This window comes from Halalkalibacter alkalisediminis, assembly GCF_028610705.1.
In the GTDB taxonomy this organism is placed as follows: domain Bacteria; phylum Bacillota; class Bacilli; order Bacillales; family Bacillaceae_D; genus Halalkalibacter; species Halalkalibacter alkalisediminis.
On the sequence record NZ_JAQQWT010000003.1, the window covers coordinates 186,614 to 201,078 of the forward strand.

The 14,465-nt window shown below is 38.3% G+C and carries 17 protein-coding genes; 2 read left to right on the forward strand and 15 right to left on the reverse strand.

Features of this window, described 5'->3' with window-relative positions:
- Positions 1-77: 77 nt before the first annotated feature.
- The 9 genes from PQ474_RS05770 to PQ474_RS05810 form a co-directional block, all read right to left on the reverse strand.
- The gene (locus tag PQ474_RS05770; protein WP_273841090.1) at positions 78-1,379 is read right to left on the reverse strand and encodes a pyrimidine-nucleoside phosphorylase; all 1,302 of its coding nucleotides are present in this window, start codon (positions 1,377-1,379) and stop codon (positions 78-80) included.
- Positions 1,380-1,492: 113 nt separating this feature from the next.
- Positions 1,493-2,305: a purine-nucleoside phosphorylase gene (locus PQ474_RS05775; RefSeq protein ID WP_273841091.1), complete on the reverse strand. Its 813-nt coding sequence runs from the start codon at positions 2,303-2,305 to the stop codon at positions 1,493-1,495.
- A 9-nt stretch (positions 2,306-2,314) separates the two neighbouring features.
- Positions 2,315-3,496, reverse strand: coding sequence for a phosphopentomutase (gene deoB, locus PQ474_RS05780; protein ID WP_273841092.1), 1,182 nt, complete (start codon positions 3,494-3,496; stop codon positions 2,315-2,317).
- Positions 3,497-3,593: 97 nt separating this feature from the next.
- Positions 3,594-4,484 (reverse strand): site-specific tyrosine recombinase XerD, encoded by an 891-nt coding sequence (xerD, locus tag PQ474_RS05785; RefSeq protein ID WP_273841093.1) that lies wholly within the window; start codon positions 4,482-4,484, stop codon positions 3,594-3,596.
- A 28-nt stretch (positions 4,485-4,512) separates the two neighbouring features.
- On the reverse strand, positions 4,513-4,746 hold the full coding sequence (locus tag PQ474_RS05790; protein WP_273841094.1) for a YqzK family protein: 234 nt from the start codon (positions 4,744-4,746) through the stop codon (positions 4,513-4,515).
- 406 nt (positions 4,747-5,152) lie between these two features.
- Entirely contained in the window at positions 5,153-5,617 is a 465-nt protein-coding gene (gene fur / locus PQ474_RS05795) for a ferric iron uptake transcriptional regulator (protein WP_273841095.1), read from the reverse strand.
- Between the two features lie 122 nt (positions 5,618-5,739).
- Positions 5,740-6,378: a stage II sporulation protein M gene (gene spoIIM, locus PQ474_RS05800; RefSeq protein ID WP_273841096.1), complete on the reverse strand. Its 639-nt coding sequence runs from the start codon at positions 6,376-6,378 to the stop codon at positions 5,740-5,742.
- Between the two features lie 120 nt (positions 6,379-6,498).
- Positions 6,499-7,662, reverse strand: a complete 1,164-nt coding sequence (locus PQ474_RS05805) for an endonuclease Q family protein (protein ID WP_273841097.1) — start codon at positions 7,660-7,662, stop codon at positions 6,499-6,501.
- Positions 7,659-8,204 carry an NUDIX hydrolase gene (locus PQ474_RS05810; protein WP_273841098.1) on the reverse strand — a complete coding sequence of 182 codons (546 nt, stop codon included), beginning with the start codon at positions 8,202-8,204 and terminating at the stop codon, positions 7,659-7,661. The genes PQ474_RS05805 and PQ474_RS05810 overlap by 4 nt, the downstream gene beginning before the upstream one ends.
- Before the next feature lie 88 nt (positions 8,205-8,292).
- Here PQ474_RS05810 and mciZ point away from each other — a divergent pair, with 88 nt between their 5' ends.
- Positions 8,293-8,508 carry a Z-ring formation inhibitor MciZ gene (mciZ, locus tag PQ474_RS26340; protein WP_337956327.1) on the forward strand — a complete coding sequence of 72 codons (216 nt, stop codon included), beginning with the start codon at positions 8,293-8,295 and terminating at the stop codon, positions 8,506-8,508.
- On the opposite strand, the gene PQ474_RS05820 is transcribed toward mciZ, so the two are convergent.
- Complete coding sequence (locus PQ474_RS05820) at positions 8,418-9,500, reverse strand: DUF3866 family protein (protein WP_273841099.1); 1,083 nt, start codon at positions 9,498-9,500, stop codon at positions 8,418-8,420. The genes mciZ and PQ474_RS05820 overlap by 91 nt on opposite strands.
- A gap of 219 nt (positions 9,501-9,719) precedes the next feature.
- A complete protein-coding gene (locus PQ474_RS05825; RefSeq protein ID WP_273841100.1) occupies positions 9,720-10,235 on the reverse strand; it encodes a TlpA disulfide reductase family protein in 516 nt (171 codons plus the stop codon).
- Between the two features lie 186 nt (positions 10,236-10,421).
- Between PQ474_RS05825 and PQ474_RS05830 the strand changes: the two genes are divergently transcribed.
- Positions 10,422-11,255, forward strand: a complete 834-nt coding sequence (locus PQ474_RS05830) for an undecaprenyl-diphosphate phosphatase (RefSeq protein ID WP_273841101.1) — start codon at positions 10,422-10,424, stop codon at positions 11,253-11,255.
- A 42-nt stretch (positions 11,256-11,297) separates the two neighbouring features.
- Here PQ474_RS05830 and PQ474_RS05835 read toward each other — a convergent pair whose 3' ends face one another.
- From PQ474_RS05835 to PQ474_RS05850, 4 genes are all read right to left on the reverse strand, one after another.
- A complete protein-coding gene (locus PQ474_RS05835) occupies positions 11,298-12,233 on the reverse strand; it encodes an AEC family transporter (RefSeq protein WP_273841102.1) in 936 nt (311 codons plus the stop codon).
- A 146-nt stretch (positions 12,234-12,379) separates the two neighbouring features.
- Positions 12,380-12,508, reverse strand: coding sequence for a DUF1028 domain-containing protein (locus tag PQ474_RS05840; RefSeq protein ID WP_390292351.1), 129 nt, complete (start codon positions 12,506-12,508; stop codon positions 12,380-12,382).
- 153 nt (positions 12,509-12,661) lie between these two features.
- Positions 12,662-13,300: an SDR family oxidoreductase gene (locus PQ474_RS05845; protein WP_273841103.1), complete on the reverse strand. Its 639-nt coding sequence runs from the start codon at positions 13,298-13,300 to the stop codon at positions 12,662-12,664.
- A gap of 60 nt (positions 13,301-13,360) precedes the next feature.
- A complete protein-coding gene (locus tag PQ474_RS05850; protein WP_273841104.1) occupies positions 13,361-14,311 on the reverse strand; it encodes a CobW family GTP-binding protein in 951 nt (316 codons plus the stop codon).
- Positions 14,312-14,465 lie beyond the last annotated feature (154 nt).

Below are 14,465 nucleotides of genomic sequence, written 5' to 3' on the forward strand. Positions count from 1 at the left end.
TTTTTTTAGGATATATAAAGAGGAGACAAGATTACTTGTCTCCTCTTTTGTGCTTATATAGTTCGTTCAATTATTAATTAATAGATTTCATCATAAATCAATGTTGGTTTTTCAACAGTTGATTTTGAAATCGAATAGGCGGAAGAAATCATCTCTACTACATGCTGAACATCTTGCTGGTTTGCATGTATCGTCACTAATGAATCTCCCAGTTCAACCGGATCTCCCATTTTTTTATTCAACACAATTCCAACAGCTAAATCAATCGTAGAATCTTTTGTCGCACGACCTGCCCCAAGTAACATAGCCGCTGTCCCCATTTTATCAGCGACAATAGATGAAACGCTACCCGATTCTTTCGCCTTTACTTCAATTTGATAATTCGCTGTAGGTAGTTTTTCAGGAGAGTCTACAATAGAGGCATCTCCATTTTGAGACTCGATAAAAACCTTTAATGTCTCAAGTGCTCTTCCATTTGCAATGACATCCACCAACATGGTGCGAGCCTTTTCAATTGAAGGAGCTTTTTTTGCTAAATAAACCATTTGGCTTCCTAGTGTTAGGCAAAGTTCCCTTAGGTCTTCTGGCCCTTCTCCCCGCAGCATATCAATTGCTTCTCTTACTTCAAGAGAATTACCAATCGTACGTCCAAGTGGCTGATTCATGTCAGAGATAATCGCCATCGTATCACGTCCAAGACTTTTCCCAATCGCCACCATCGCTTCGGCTAACTCTTTCGACTGATCAAGTTCCTTCATGAAAGCCCCTGATCCAGTTTTCACATCTAAAACGATCGCATCTGCACCAGAAGCTATTTTCTTACTCATGATCGAGCTAGCAATGAGAGGAATAGAGTTCACCGTTGCGGTCACATCACGAAGAGCATAAAGCTTTTTGTCTGCAGGAGTCAAATTACCTGTCTGCCCAACCACTGCAAGTTTATTATTATTAACCAGTTTCGTAAATTGGTTTGTATCAATTTCCACACTGAAGCCTGGAATGGCCTCTAGCTTATCAATGGTTCCTCCAGTATGGCCGAGGCCTCTCCCTGACATTTTAGCAACAGGTACACCTACGGCAGCCACTAGTGGAGCAAGAGCAATCGTAGTCTTATCTCCAACTCCTCCTGTTGAATGCTTATCAACTTTTATGCCTTCAATTGCAGATAAATCAATTTGATCCCCTGACTCCACCATCGCCATTGTTAATTCAGCTCGCTCATTTGTCGACATGTCTTGGAAGAAAATGGCCATCGCGAAAGCTGAAACTTGATAATCCGGGATGTCGCCTTTTGTATAGCCATCAACCACAAACCGAATTTCCTCTTTCGTCAATTCATGGCCATCTCTTTTCTTTTCTATAAGGTCAACCATACGCATTTGCGTCACTCCCTTTTTAAAAAGTACATAAAAATTTTCACTATTTTATACTTCAATTTGGCTTTTAATCAGCCACACTTTTATGTAGATCCATAACTATTTCAAAAGGTGTACTACATATCCATCACAATCGCTTTCACTAATGATAAGAAATCTGATTTTACACGTTCGGTCGTTTCTATGACTTCATCATGCGACAACGGTTGTGGCAAAATGCCTGCAGCCATGTTTGAAATACAAGAGATTCCGAGAACCTCAAGTCCAGCATGACGAGCTACAATCACTTCTGGTACGGTTGACATTCCAACCGCATCTGCTCCCATCACACGAAGCATTCTTACCTCAGCTGGTGTTTCATATGCAGGTCCTGTATTTCCAACATAAACTCCTTCTTGAATGCCGATATTTAAGCTCGTTGCTTTTTCACGTGCTAACTTCCGCAAACGCTCCGAATAAGCAGTCGACATATCTGGGAAACGTACACCCATTGAGTCGTCATTAGGCCCTATCAATGGATTCTGCCCCATATTATTAATTTGGTCTTTAATAATCATGAGATTTCCTGCTTCATAAGCCTCATTCACACCACCAGCAGCATTTGTAACAATCATCTGACTTATGCCTAATGCTTTCATCACTCGAACAGGGAAAGTGACGACTTCCATGCTATAACCCTCGTAAAAGTGGAAACGCCCTTGCATTGCTACTACTTGCTTCCCTTCTAATGTTCCAAAAACTAATTGACCTGCATGTCCCGCAACCGTTGAAACTGGGAAATTAGGGATCTCGTTATATGGAACTTTAATTGGGTTCTGAATTTCCTCTGCAAGTATACCAAGACCCGACCCTAAAATAAGACCTATTTCTGGTGCTTGATTCACTTTGTCTTTCAAAAATGATGCAGTTTGTTCAATCGAATTCAACATATTTCCCTCCTATAACTTCTGTAAAAAACTAGTGCCATGCTTAGGGAGTGTTACGGCAAAGTTATCCGCAATCGTCGCTCCAATATCAGCAAACGTCTGACGCTTCCCTAAATCTCTTGCTTCTGACTGCCTTTTGTTGTACACGAGTAAAGGAACATACTCGCGTGTGTGATCTGTCCCAGGATGAGTAGGATCATTCCCATGATCTGCAGTAATGATTAATAGATCTTTCTCTCCAAGCTCCTCCAAGACCTGCTTTAATTGCAAGTCATATTGTTCAAGCGCCTGTCCGTAACCTATAGGATCTCGTCTATGACCATACTTCGCATCGAAATCAACCAAGTTTATGAAACTAAGACCTGTAAATGGCTTGCGAATGGTCTCAAGCAGTTTTTCCATTCCATCATCATTCGAAACCGTACGGATAGATTCTGTAATGCCTTCACCATCATAAATATCAGAGATCTTCCCTATGGCTATTGAATCCAAACCATTATCAGCAAGCTCATTCATAACTGTACGTTCAAATGGCTTTAGTGCATAATCATGACGATTCGGAGTACGTTCCCATTTATTTTCCCTTCCAACAAAAGGACGAGCGATAATACGACCTACCATGTATTTCGGGTCAAGAGTCAGTTTCCGAGCTTTCTCACAAATCTCATACAATTCCTCTATTGGTACCACATCCTCATGTGCCGCAATTTGTAGAACCGAATCAGCCGAAGTATAGACAATTAAATCTCCCGTCTTAACATGTTCAGCTGCTAGTTCATCTAGTATTTCAGTACCAGACGCTACTTTGTTACCAATCATCTTACGGCCCCATTGTTTCTCTAACTCTGCTACTAACTCTTCTGGAAATCCATCAGGAAATACTTGAAACGGTTCTTGAATATTTAAACCCATTATCTCCCAATGACCAGTCATCGTATCTTTACCACTTGATGCTTCTTGCATGATTCCATAATGTGCAAGTGGTTTTTCTACTTTTTCAATCCCTGGTATTTCATCAATGTGGCTTAGACCTAAATTGGCCATATTCGGCATATTAAGACCATTCATTTTTTCAGCAATATGCTTTAAAGTATGAGAACCTACATCTCCAAATTCAGCTGCATCAGGCGCCTCACCAATTCCAACAGAATCCATAACTATTAAAAACACCCGTTCAAATCGAAACGTACTCAAGATTAGATTCCCCCTTTTTTTATACTATGCCCTACTTTCATCCAAATTTGACAACTATTTAGTTGTCAGAAGTCTGACCTCTTGCGATATAAAAATTCTATGCTCGTGGATGATGCTGAGCATAGACCTCTTTCATTCTGGTTTTCGTAACATGAGTGTATATTTGTGTAGTTGAAATATCAACATGACCTAGCATTTCTTGAACTGCCCTAAGATCTGCCCCATTTTCAAGCAAATGAGTAGCAAATGAATGCCTTAACGTATGTGGAGTTAATGGCTTATTAATATTTGCTTTTTCAGCAAGTTGTTTTAAAATTTTCCAAAATCCTTGCCTCGATAATGGTTTGCCGTGATGATTCACAAATAATACATCATGACGATTTTTTTTCAAAAGCGTTAGGCGACTGTCTTCTAGATACCTTTGTAAAGCTTTGGTTGCTTCACCGCCTAATGGGATAATTCTCTCTTTGTTCCCTTTTCCAATGCATCTGACAAAACCCATCGTTAAATGCGTATCTGTTACAGTTAAATTTATTAATTCTGAAACTCGCATACCGGTAGCATAGAGCGTTTCTAGCATCGCTCTATTCCGACGAGAAATAGGATGTTTTTCCAAAGGCACTGCCAATAACGCTTCAACCTCTTGCATGGATAATACTTTAGGCAAACGTTTAGCCCTTTTTGGAATGTCTAAATGTACAGAAGGATCTTGCTCAGCTAACTTTTCACGCAAAGCAAATTGGTGAAAGGCTCTGATGGAAGCAATGGATCTAGCAATGGTTGTTTCAGCGCGACCTTGTTCTTTAAGAAAATATAAATAGTGAAGAATGGTCTGCCGATCAATTTGGTTAATATCCATTGTATTTTCAACATTTTTGACAAAGAGCTCGTACTGCTTTAAATCTCTCTCATACGATTGAATCGTATTTTTGGCCAAGCCGCGTTCCACTTGTATGTAATGTAAAAACTCAGTTATCTCATTACCCAATTAAATCGCTCCCATTATGAGCTAACTACTATTCTCCTTCTCGGTAAAACATCATTAAACGTTCAATCCAAGTAGTCGAATTCGCACCACTAGTCTCCATTTGAAATACTTTTACAGCCTTACCTTGAGGCTCATCATAGCGATGGTAGCTTTCATATTCTTGACTTACCCATAGAATACCATAATAGAAGAGAAGTGTGCATCCCATAAATAAGAGAAACACTTTTAAAGTTTGAATGACTAAATAAAACCATGACCTCATGGGACATACCTCCGCTTTTGACTTTCTTGTCATTAAGCCCTTAATACAAGCTATGCCAAAAAGTATAGAGAATATACCAGACTATAATCAAAAAGGGTGGTTTTTACCTTTTTGATTATAATCTGAGCACTGAGTTGAGCCGATGCCTGGTTTTAAGCTGTCTCTGAGTGCTCTTCTCAGAAACGGTGCGCAGCGTGCCAAGCCAGTGCCACATCCATCATGCTGATCACACATTTCAGCAACTTTAATGCATTTTCAGCAACTTTAATGCATTTTCAGCAACTTCATCCTTAACTGGCTTTTAGTTCCATAGAAAAGAACGCAGCATTGGCACTCTACCAACATACGTATCCGAAAGAATCAACAAAAAAAGCCTGTTCCTAAAGAACAAGACTTTTTGTCTACTTTATTCTTCCGTTCCTGTCTTGGTCTCTTTATCATGACAACGATGACAGATCCCGTGAAATGTTAAACGGTGGTCCTTAATTTTAAAGTTCCAATCGCGTTCTACGACTTCTTCTACATCCCCGAGTAAATCTTCTTGGATCTCATCCACTGCTCCACATTCAATACACACGAGATGATGATGAAAATGTGCAGCTCCTTCTTGACGTAAATCAAAACGAGAAACACCATCTCCAAAATTTATCTTATCTACTATTTTCAGCTCTGCTAATAATTCAAGAGTACGATAAACAGTAGCTAGTCCGATCTCAGGTGATTTTTCTTTTACGAGGAGGTAAACATCCTCTGCACTTAAATGGTCTTCTTCGTGTTCAAGCAACACTCTTACCGTTGCTTCTCTTTGCGGAGTAAGCTTATAACTTTGTGAGTGCAGATGTTTTTTTATTCGTTCGAGTCGTTTCTCCATCTTTCATGCCTCCCCTCAACCCTTTTACCTCCTTTCATTATAATCATTCAAAAAAACAGTGTCAATCGATAATGATTATTACTTAATTAGTTATAATCAATAGTAAGTGATAATCATTATAATCAAACTCCTGTTGTGATGACCCATCGCATTAAGACCGGTGAAACATATGCTTCAAAAGCCGATGCGAACACAAGAGCTGATCCCACACAAAGGATGAGTAATGAATATTTCATAAACTGCGGAAAGATGGGCATATTAGTTCGTTTCATAAATTGTTGCCTGACCATTTTAAGACAAAATGAGATACTAGCTGTTCCGACAATAATAAAAGCTGGAACTAAAATGAAGTTTTGAGGCATAATTGAGACGAAAGATAGGAAGAATCCTGCCATACCCATTTGATTGACTAAGAATCCCACTGTGAACCCAACAACAACCCCTTTTAGAAATAGAAGAATCAGAATAACAGGCAACCCTATAATTGATAATCCTAAAATCCACATCAAGCCAAAGTACTTAGCATAATGGGCAAAACTCTGACTGAAAATAGCTGAGGATTGAGCAAGCTCTCCTTCTTGAACATGTCCAAAAAATTGATTTAAGTACATATATAAATCATGCTTTTGCGTTAAGCTCAAGCTGTTAACAATGATCGCTCCAAATACAATCCCAATAAGAAATAATACTGTCGTAAAAACGTATATCGTTCGATTTTCTTCCAGATGGGCAGATATCATCTCTCTTAAACCGTACTTCATTACGTCATGACCTCCTCTTTTGCTCTTACTCCAATCTATGAGACAAGTCCGAAATCTATGACTATGATATGTAGGTTATTAAAAAAGGTAGTTTTATCTTTTGCTTGCTAGCTCCCTATTTTATTCTACCTTCCCATACATTCCTCCACCACCCGCCTTAATAGAAAGAGTTCCTTGCCTTGCAGCAAGAATAGCAGAAGAAATTTTACCTGTAACAATGCGGTTGAGTTGTTCTTCCGTAACGTGATGAATAATATTCATGTCCGTTCCAAAGTGGTCACGTAACTTTCCCAATGTTTTCTTGCCAAGTTTAGGTATAAATTCCAGGGGAACCTGGTGTTGGTAAGGGGGTCTCTGGTTTTCATTCATATTTGAAGAAGCCAACTCCTTTAAACGGTCAGAGACCCCCTTAATAAATTTGGTTGATCCACAAGCTAAACAAGTTCGAGTGTCTGATGTTACTGAGCATTTCGCACAAATGGTATTATAGTATTTTCCTAATAACGGGTTCAAACCAAAATTAGCTTTAATCCCCCTTCCATCTGTATTCTGAAGAGCTTTATGCACTTCCTCAAATGATGGATCTTTTAACCTTACTATCTGATACTCCCTTGCTATTTTTTCTAAAGAGTGTGCGTCGGAATTCGTTAAAAAAGGATAGTTGTGTAATTCATTAATTTGATCGGCCATCTTTGTATCACTACTTAGCCCTAATTCTATCGCGTCAATTAGATGCGGATCAAATACCTCGGCCAAACTTTCTTTAACACCTTTACCATATAAACTTTTAAAGGGAGTAAAAGCATGAGCAGGAATGAACAATCCTTTAAGGTCACGAACTTTCCTCTGAAGCACTTTTGCTTTCTCATATATTCTCTGAGAACTTAATGATGGATTTTTCATGCGACGAGCCATCCATTCACTAAACTCACGCATCGCTACTATGGTTGGAAGGTAAGCAAGGATATGAATCGGTCCATGACAGTTTTCATCATAAAGTTCAATTTCAGACCCCAACAAAAGCGTAACACCTGAATATTCGATCCCCCCTTCCGTTTTCTCAAATGCGACACCGCTTAATAAATCATCTTCAATTTCATTGATAACTTCTGGGACATGACAATCGATCACTCCAATGATGTCAACCCCTTTTACCTCTCTTGCAAAATGGATAATAGATTTTAAGGTCAACGAAGGAGCAGCCGTTATCTTAACGGCTGCTCCTAACCGAGTTCGTCCAATATGTATATGTAAATCAGCAACATAGTCTTGTAATTCTATCACGGCTTTTTCAACTCTCTCATTTTCAAGTATTGAATTGCGTACGCTGTCTTAGCATCGTGAATCGTTTGATTGTTTACCATTTGCTCTGCTTCTTCAAGAGTCACTTCTAACACATCCAGAAATTCATCATCATCTGTTTGACTTAGACCCTTTTCTAGTTTATCCGTTGCATATAAATAAACGATTTCATCAGCAAAACCTGGTGACGTGTAAAAAGAGAGAATAAACTCTAGCTTTTCTGTTTTATAGCCTGTTTCTTCTTCAAGTTCTCTCATAGCAGAATCAAGTGGATCTTCGCCTACTTCAAGTTTGCCTGCTGGAATTTCTACAATGACCTTGTCTAACGCTTTTCGATATTGCCTTACCAGAACGATTTTTCCTACTTTCGTTATTGGTATCACTGCAACAGCGCCTGGATGTTTCACAACCTCCCGGGTACTCGTTTTTCCATTAGGAAGTTCAACTTCTTCTATTTGTAACTCTATAACACGTCCTTTGAAAATCTCAGTTGTTTTGGTTGTTTTTTCATATAAATGGTCCATCTTTTTTCTCCCTCCATTAATTGGTTCTTTTTTTTCTCATTCCTTCATAAAAGTGTAGCATACCTCTCATAGGAAAGGACGAGCCCAAATGAAAATCTACGTTCACGATAAAGGAATTGTATTGGCAGGGAAGGCTTGGGAAATTAAAGCTAAGTTAAATCAAGCTAAAAAATCATTTGATTTAGTCGAAGATTGGGTTGAAAGTGTCCATCATCAACCTGTCGTCAAAAGTCCTACCCGAATTGCCTCAGCAACTGCACAAAAGAATAACGGATCATCTTCATACTTGCGACCCATCGTCTGAATTGGCAATCTAGCTCTTTTCAAAGCATGAGTGACCATTTCCGTAACGTAATCCTCTAAAGAGAAATGTATTTGGTGTTCTACGTGATAAGGACGGTATGATTCTAATTGTTCCATAAGCTTCTGACGATTCTTTTCCTCTAAGTATGGAATTGGCAAAACAGCTTCCTTAAACGTAAATTGACAAAGTGGGGTTAGGGTGTGATGACTTAGTCCACTATGCCTTTGTCTGGAGTCTGCAAATGACAATCGAGGAATCCAAATAGGAACACCTTCAAGGGCACTAATTGTGTGAGACCAGTGAGACATAATCATCCCGGAGAAACCAAAACGTGTTCCTGTACCTACAACACCTGGTCCAACAGAAATAACAATAAAATCTGCCTCTAATGTATTTTTTGCAAATTGTAAGGCGGAGGCGATTGTAACAGCCTCAAATTCACCGCCAAAAGCTTGACCAACTGTAATGGAATGAAAACGGCCCTGTTGATGTAAGGCTCTAAGTTGATCGCTCATAGCTAAAGCTAAACCGGCTTGATCATCGAAAATGACACAGCAGCGACTACCCGATTTTATTTCTTGGGAAACAAAATAAAAAAGCGGAACCATACTATGTAATTCCGCAAGCCAAACAGGGCTTCCTTTTAAAGTGAATGATTTTGTAAACAGATGATGATACTCGCTTTCTTGTGATTCAATAGCCATTACACTGTGCTGAATGGGAGTGTAGCGTAGTTTCATTATGTGACCTTGAACTGCTTCATCGCTCCAATTTTTAACCGGAATGACTTCTCGAACGATGTCCCATCCACCTGTACCTAGCTGCAAATCAGTTGCTGTAACATTGACGACAACGTCAGCTCCTACTTCTACAGATGGTGATAAGCATTTATATAAAATCGCACGCTTAGATCCTTTGTCAGTCTTTAACTTTTGTATCTTCTCATTTTCAAATTGAATGTCTATAACCTTCGTTACCATTTGTTTATACATAGTCTCACGCCTCAACTAAGCTTTTTACCAAAAATGCCATATTTTCTTATTGTAACCAATATCAAGATACCTTTATTCAAGTAGTACAGAAAAAGGAATCTCTCTTGTGATTCTATTGAAAACATTGGCTAAGTAAATGTGCAAAAAAAACATTAAGCGTATGAATCCAACGCTTAATGTTTCGAGAAGTACAAAAAGGATAAAAAACTCACCTTTATATTATAGTAGGGGTTCAATTAAGGTTTCTAGTCCCTCGTAGTGGACTTCGCCTCTAATAAGATGCTCAATGGTTCCGTCTCTACTTATAATATAAGTAGTCGGCATCCCAATTATATTGTAACGTTCATACACTACGCCATCTTCGTCAAAAAATACAGGAAGATTGATCTCAAGCTCCTCGATAAAACGAGGAGCATCTGTTAACGTACGTTCTAATTTTTGCATATTAACCGTGAGAATTGTAAGCCCCTCAGCTTCATAATCTGCTTGCAACCGCATCAGATCTGGCATCTCATCGCGACAAGGCTCACACCATGAGGCCCACATATTTAAGATGATGACATCACCACTGTAATCATTTAGTTCTCCAGCATCTTGATTATGCATGGGTAATGAGAAATTTTCTGCGATCATCCCAGGCTGACTTCCGATTTCTTGACGGTCCTGGAAAAAGATGATTGCTATTAAAAGGATAGCTGCTACACCTAGTACCATTATTGTTGCATTCCGTTTCATAGTGTTCCTCCAATATCTAGTCCATAAGTTTATTATAGTGAGGTATTTCTTTAAAAGGCAAGAACATCGGTGACAATTAATTAACAATCCTAGCTTTTCGAAAAAAGATTATTTTGATAGAATGAGTCAGGTAGTGCTTTTTCATTCAAAAACGCTGCCTTTATTATGAAAGGACGGATTTAACATATGTCAGTTATCGAAGCTATTATATTTGGAATTGTACAAGGTATAACCGAGTTTTTACCGATCTCAAGTACAGCGCACATTGTTATTACACAAATTCTTCTTGGCTATTCATTCCCTGGATTTGGTTTCGAAATTTTTCTTCATTTCGCTTCAATTTTAGCAGTTGTGATTTACTTTAGACAAGATTTAGTCGAAGTAATAAGAGGATTCTTTGGTTACTTTGCCAATCGGTCACGTTATAATCGCACTCAGTTTTTCTTTGGACTATACATTATTGTCGCAACAGGAATTACTGGTGTACTCGGTATGCTCCTGGAGGACTTTGTAGGGGCATCACTTAAGACACCTCCTTTTATCGCGATTGCCTTAGCTGTCACTGGTTTTTTCCTTATCGTTATTGAACGATTTGTCCGTTATGGAAATCGTACAGAAAGAGATATGACATTTCGTGATTCGATTATCGTTGGTCTAGGTCAAACACTAGCTGTTATTCCTGGTATTTCTAGATCCGGCGCTACCCTTATTACAGCTTTATTTGCCGGATTAAGTCGCGATACAGCGGTTCGCTATTCTTTCTTACTATCCATTCCTGTTATTCTTGGATCAAGTGTATTAGCTATCGGCGATTTTAGGGATGGTGCTATGGTATCAGAAGTTGGAGTAATTGCTTTAATCGTTTCGTTTATCGTAACCTTCATTTTTTCTTGGCTAGGTATTGTTTGGCTAATTGATTTTCTGAAGAAAAGTAAGCTCGTATACTTCGCGATCTACTGCTTCGCTGCAGCAATCTTTGTCTACTTCTTCTTAGACAATAGTATGATTATTGAATTATAAGGTTTAGAGCCAGAGATCCACTATATGGATTTCTGGCTCCTTTCATCTAATCAGTAATATGAAGGCATACAAAACAGGAATTGTGAGCACACATAAAATAGTCGTAGTAGCCACGATTACTGAAGAAAAGGTGACATCTCCCCCGTATTTTTGAGCAAACATTGGAACAGTAGGGGCTGATGGAGTAGCCGTTACTAATAGTGCAACTCCAATAACGGTTGTAGAAACTGGGAGCCAAAGAAAGGGAGCTAACATCAAAGGAATCAACAGTAACTTAGCACCAGTAGCATACCAAATATATTTATTTTTCATAAGTTGCTTAAATTCTTTAAAGTTGATGGCCGCTAGCAAACTCCCAATTAATATCATAGATAATGGCAAAGTCATCGTCCCGATATCAATTAGGACACTAGAGAAAAGAGGTGGCCAATGAAAAGGAAGGACCATCACGATAAACCCAATCGATGTGGCTAATACACCTGGGTTTAAAACGAGCTGTTTCCAAGTCACCTTCTGCCCCACTCGTGCCACGACATAAATGATATAAGTCCATACATAAAACAGAAAAAAAATCATAAAAAAAGCTGTATACAATACCCCAATTTCACCAAATAGAAGAAAAGCAATTGCATACCCCATAAATCCTTGATTGCCGAAAATGATCGCTGCCTCATAAACACCTTCGCGCTCTGTATCTAAATTGGCCTTCTTTCTCATCCAATAGCCTATCAATGATGCCATTAATAGTGCAAAAATCGAGAGTCCTAACAACCATGAGATATCCACTAATAAAGACATAGAAAAAGTTACATCCATCGAGTAAATAATTAAACAAGGCAGAGTAATATATAAAATGACTTGAGTAAGCACAAAGTTTGTCTCTTTTGGTAAAATACTTTTTCTTCTCATCACAAAGCCAATTAAAGCAATGACTAATAAAACTAGCATTTCTTGTATCAAACCAAGAACAGCACTCATCACATTCCCCTAACTACAAGAGGTTCTCTCGTCTACCTCTTGACTGAAGTCGATCTATTTCATCTGTTCTGCTAATTGTTCCATAAAATCCAACACTTTTTGATCAATTAAACCAACATCAAGAACCCATTCATCAAAATTCTCAATTAAATCGAACCAACTTCTAAAAATTTGGATGCTACTGCCACTCCAAGCTCCGCCGTACTTGGATCAAATCCGACGATTGAAAATGTATGGACAAGATCACTTGAGAGTTTTGTGTTGGTTTTCTTCACAAGAAGTCACCCTTTTCTTTTTTTTGTAAATTATACCATGATAAACCCATTCATGAAGGTGATTCATAACGTTACTTCTACTTAGCCAAGAACCATTTTAATGTATTCTTTAAGAAAAAAAGTTACGCAAGCAGAGCCTACGTAACCTTAATCTTATAATTGGCGTAGCGATTCCTCGATAGGGGCTTTGCCATTTAGTATTTCGAATGTTTTTCCAAACGTATTTTCTAAGTTCACTACTTTTGCTAGCACGATTGCTACATCTTCTCGTGTAATTGTAGCATCACGTACTTGTATTTCTTCTTCTAACTTAATATACTTTTGCGCTGCATCATTTGTTAAACTGCCAGGTCGAACAATTGTATAAGTAAGGGAGGATCTTATCAAATGGTCATCAGCCAATTTCTTTGCAACGAGATAGTGCTTGATCCGTTCACTTTTGTCTGGATCAACCGTTCCCATAGAACTAAGCATGATAAACCTTTTTACCCCAAGTCTTTCAGCTATGTCTACTGCTTTGATCGCTCCCCAGAGATCAATTAGAATCGTCTTATCTGCTCCTGTATGCCCTCCAGAACCAGCCGCAAAAATAACGGCATCCACCTCTTTAAAAGCATGATCAAAACTTGACTCTAAATCAGCTACAACCGTATCATCTGCGCCTAAATTCCTTACCTCATTAGCTTGTGCAGACTCTCGAATCATCGCTACTACTTGATGTCCCTCTTCCTTTAATTTAGCGAGTGTGTGTCTCGCTACTTGCCCATTTGCGCCAATTACAAGTACCTTCACAAAATCACTCCTTCAATTAAACTTCTTCCTTCCTTATTCTGGAGTAAATTCTTAATGAATTCAATGAATCTGCCTGACAAATTGATCAAATGATGAAGTAAGGGCGTTTTGATCTAAATCGCTTCCAATTAAAATCATACATGTTTCTGAGTTGGATTCAAGTGGAATGAGCTGTAATTGGCCAGATGCATATTGAAAGGAATACAGAGTGTCATCTTCCTGAAAACGAACATACCCTTTGGCTCTTACTAAGGACTGTTCTTGACCATTTAACCAACTTTTAAATTTCCCTTTAGAGACAGCTTCAAACCCTGAAATTTTCAATGCCTGAAACGGATGGGAGTGATGATGGTGGTGGTGTGTGTTTTCCTTTAAATTTATCGTTTCAGTTTGAAACCGTTTAGCGAACAGTACCTCTGTTGCTACATCTCCAAAAGTGGAAAAAGCAATAGGAGCATCTTTCCTTTTAATGTCTTCTACTTTAGCTATTACTTTTTTCATTTTTTTATCATCTAATAGATCCATTTTGTTCATAATAATCAGCGTACTGGATGTTACTTGTTGTTTTAACATGACTCTAATTTCTTTAGAGCTTTGAAAGATACTTTGGTATTCTAAGTACCTGCTAGCGTCTACTAGACCAATAACAGATTGAATATCGACTTGATCAATTAAGTCTGGATGAGTAAGTGCTTCAACAATTTCCCTTGGATTAGCAATTCCCGTTCCTTCAATTAATAAAACATCCACGTCTTGTCTCATGTTTAATAATTGCACAAGTTCCGATTTCATATCATCTTGGATCGTACAACAAATACAACCGTTAAGCATTTCAATCATCGATTCATCTTCAAACAATTCTTTCTCTACATTTTCAGAACCAAGTTCATTTAAAATTAATGCAGGATTTTTCCCTAGGCCTTTTTCATGAGTAAGCATTCTTTTGAGAACCGTTGTTTTCCCACTCCCGAGAAAACCCGTAAGGATAAAAACTGGTATTCTATTATTCATTTCCGCTTCCCCCTTACTTTTTAAAATAGCACATCTATTACTCTATTTACAAATAGGAATAATTCTTATTTATTATACATATGTATCCATTATCTTTCTTTAGACTACGATTTCTCTGATATAAAATATGGATCAAGAGCAGTGTGATCCTGTA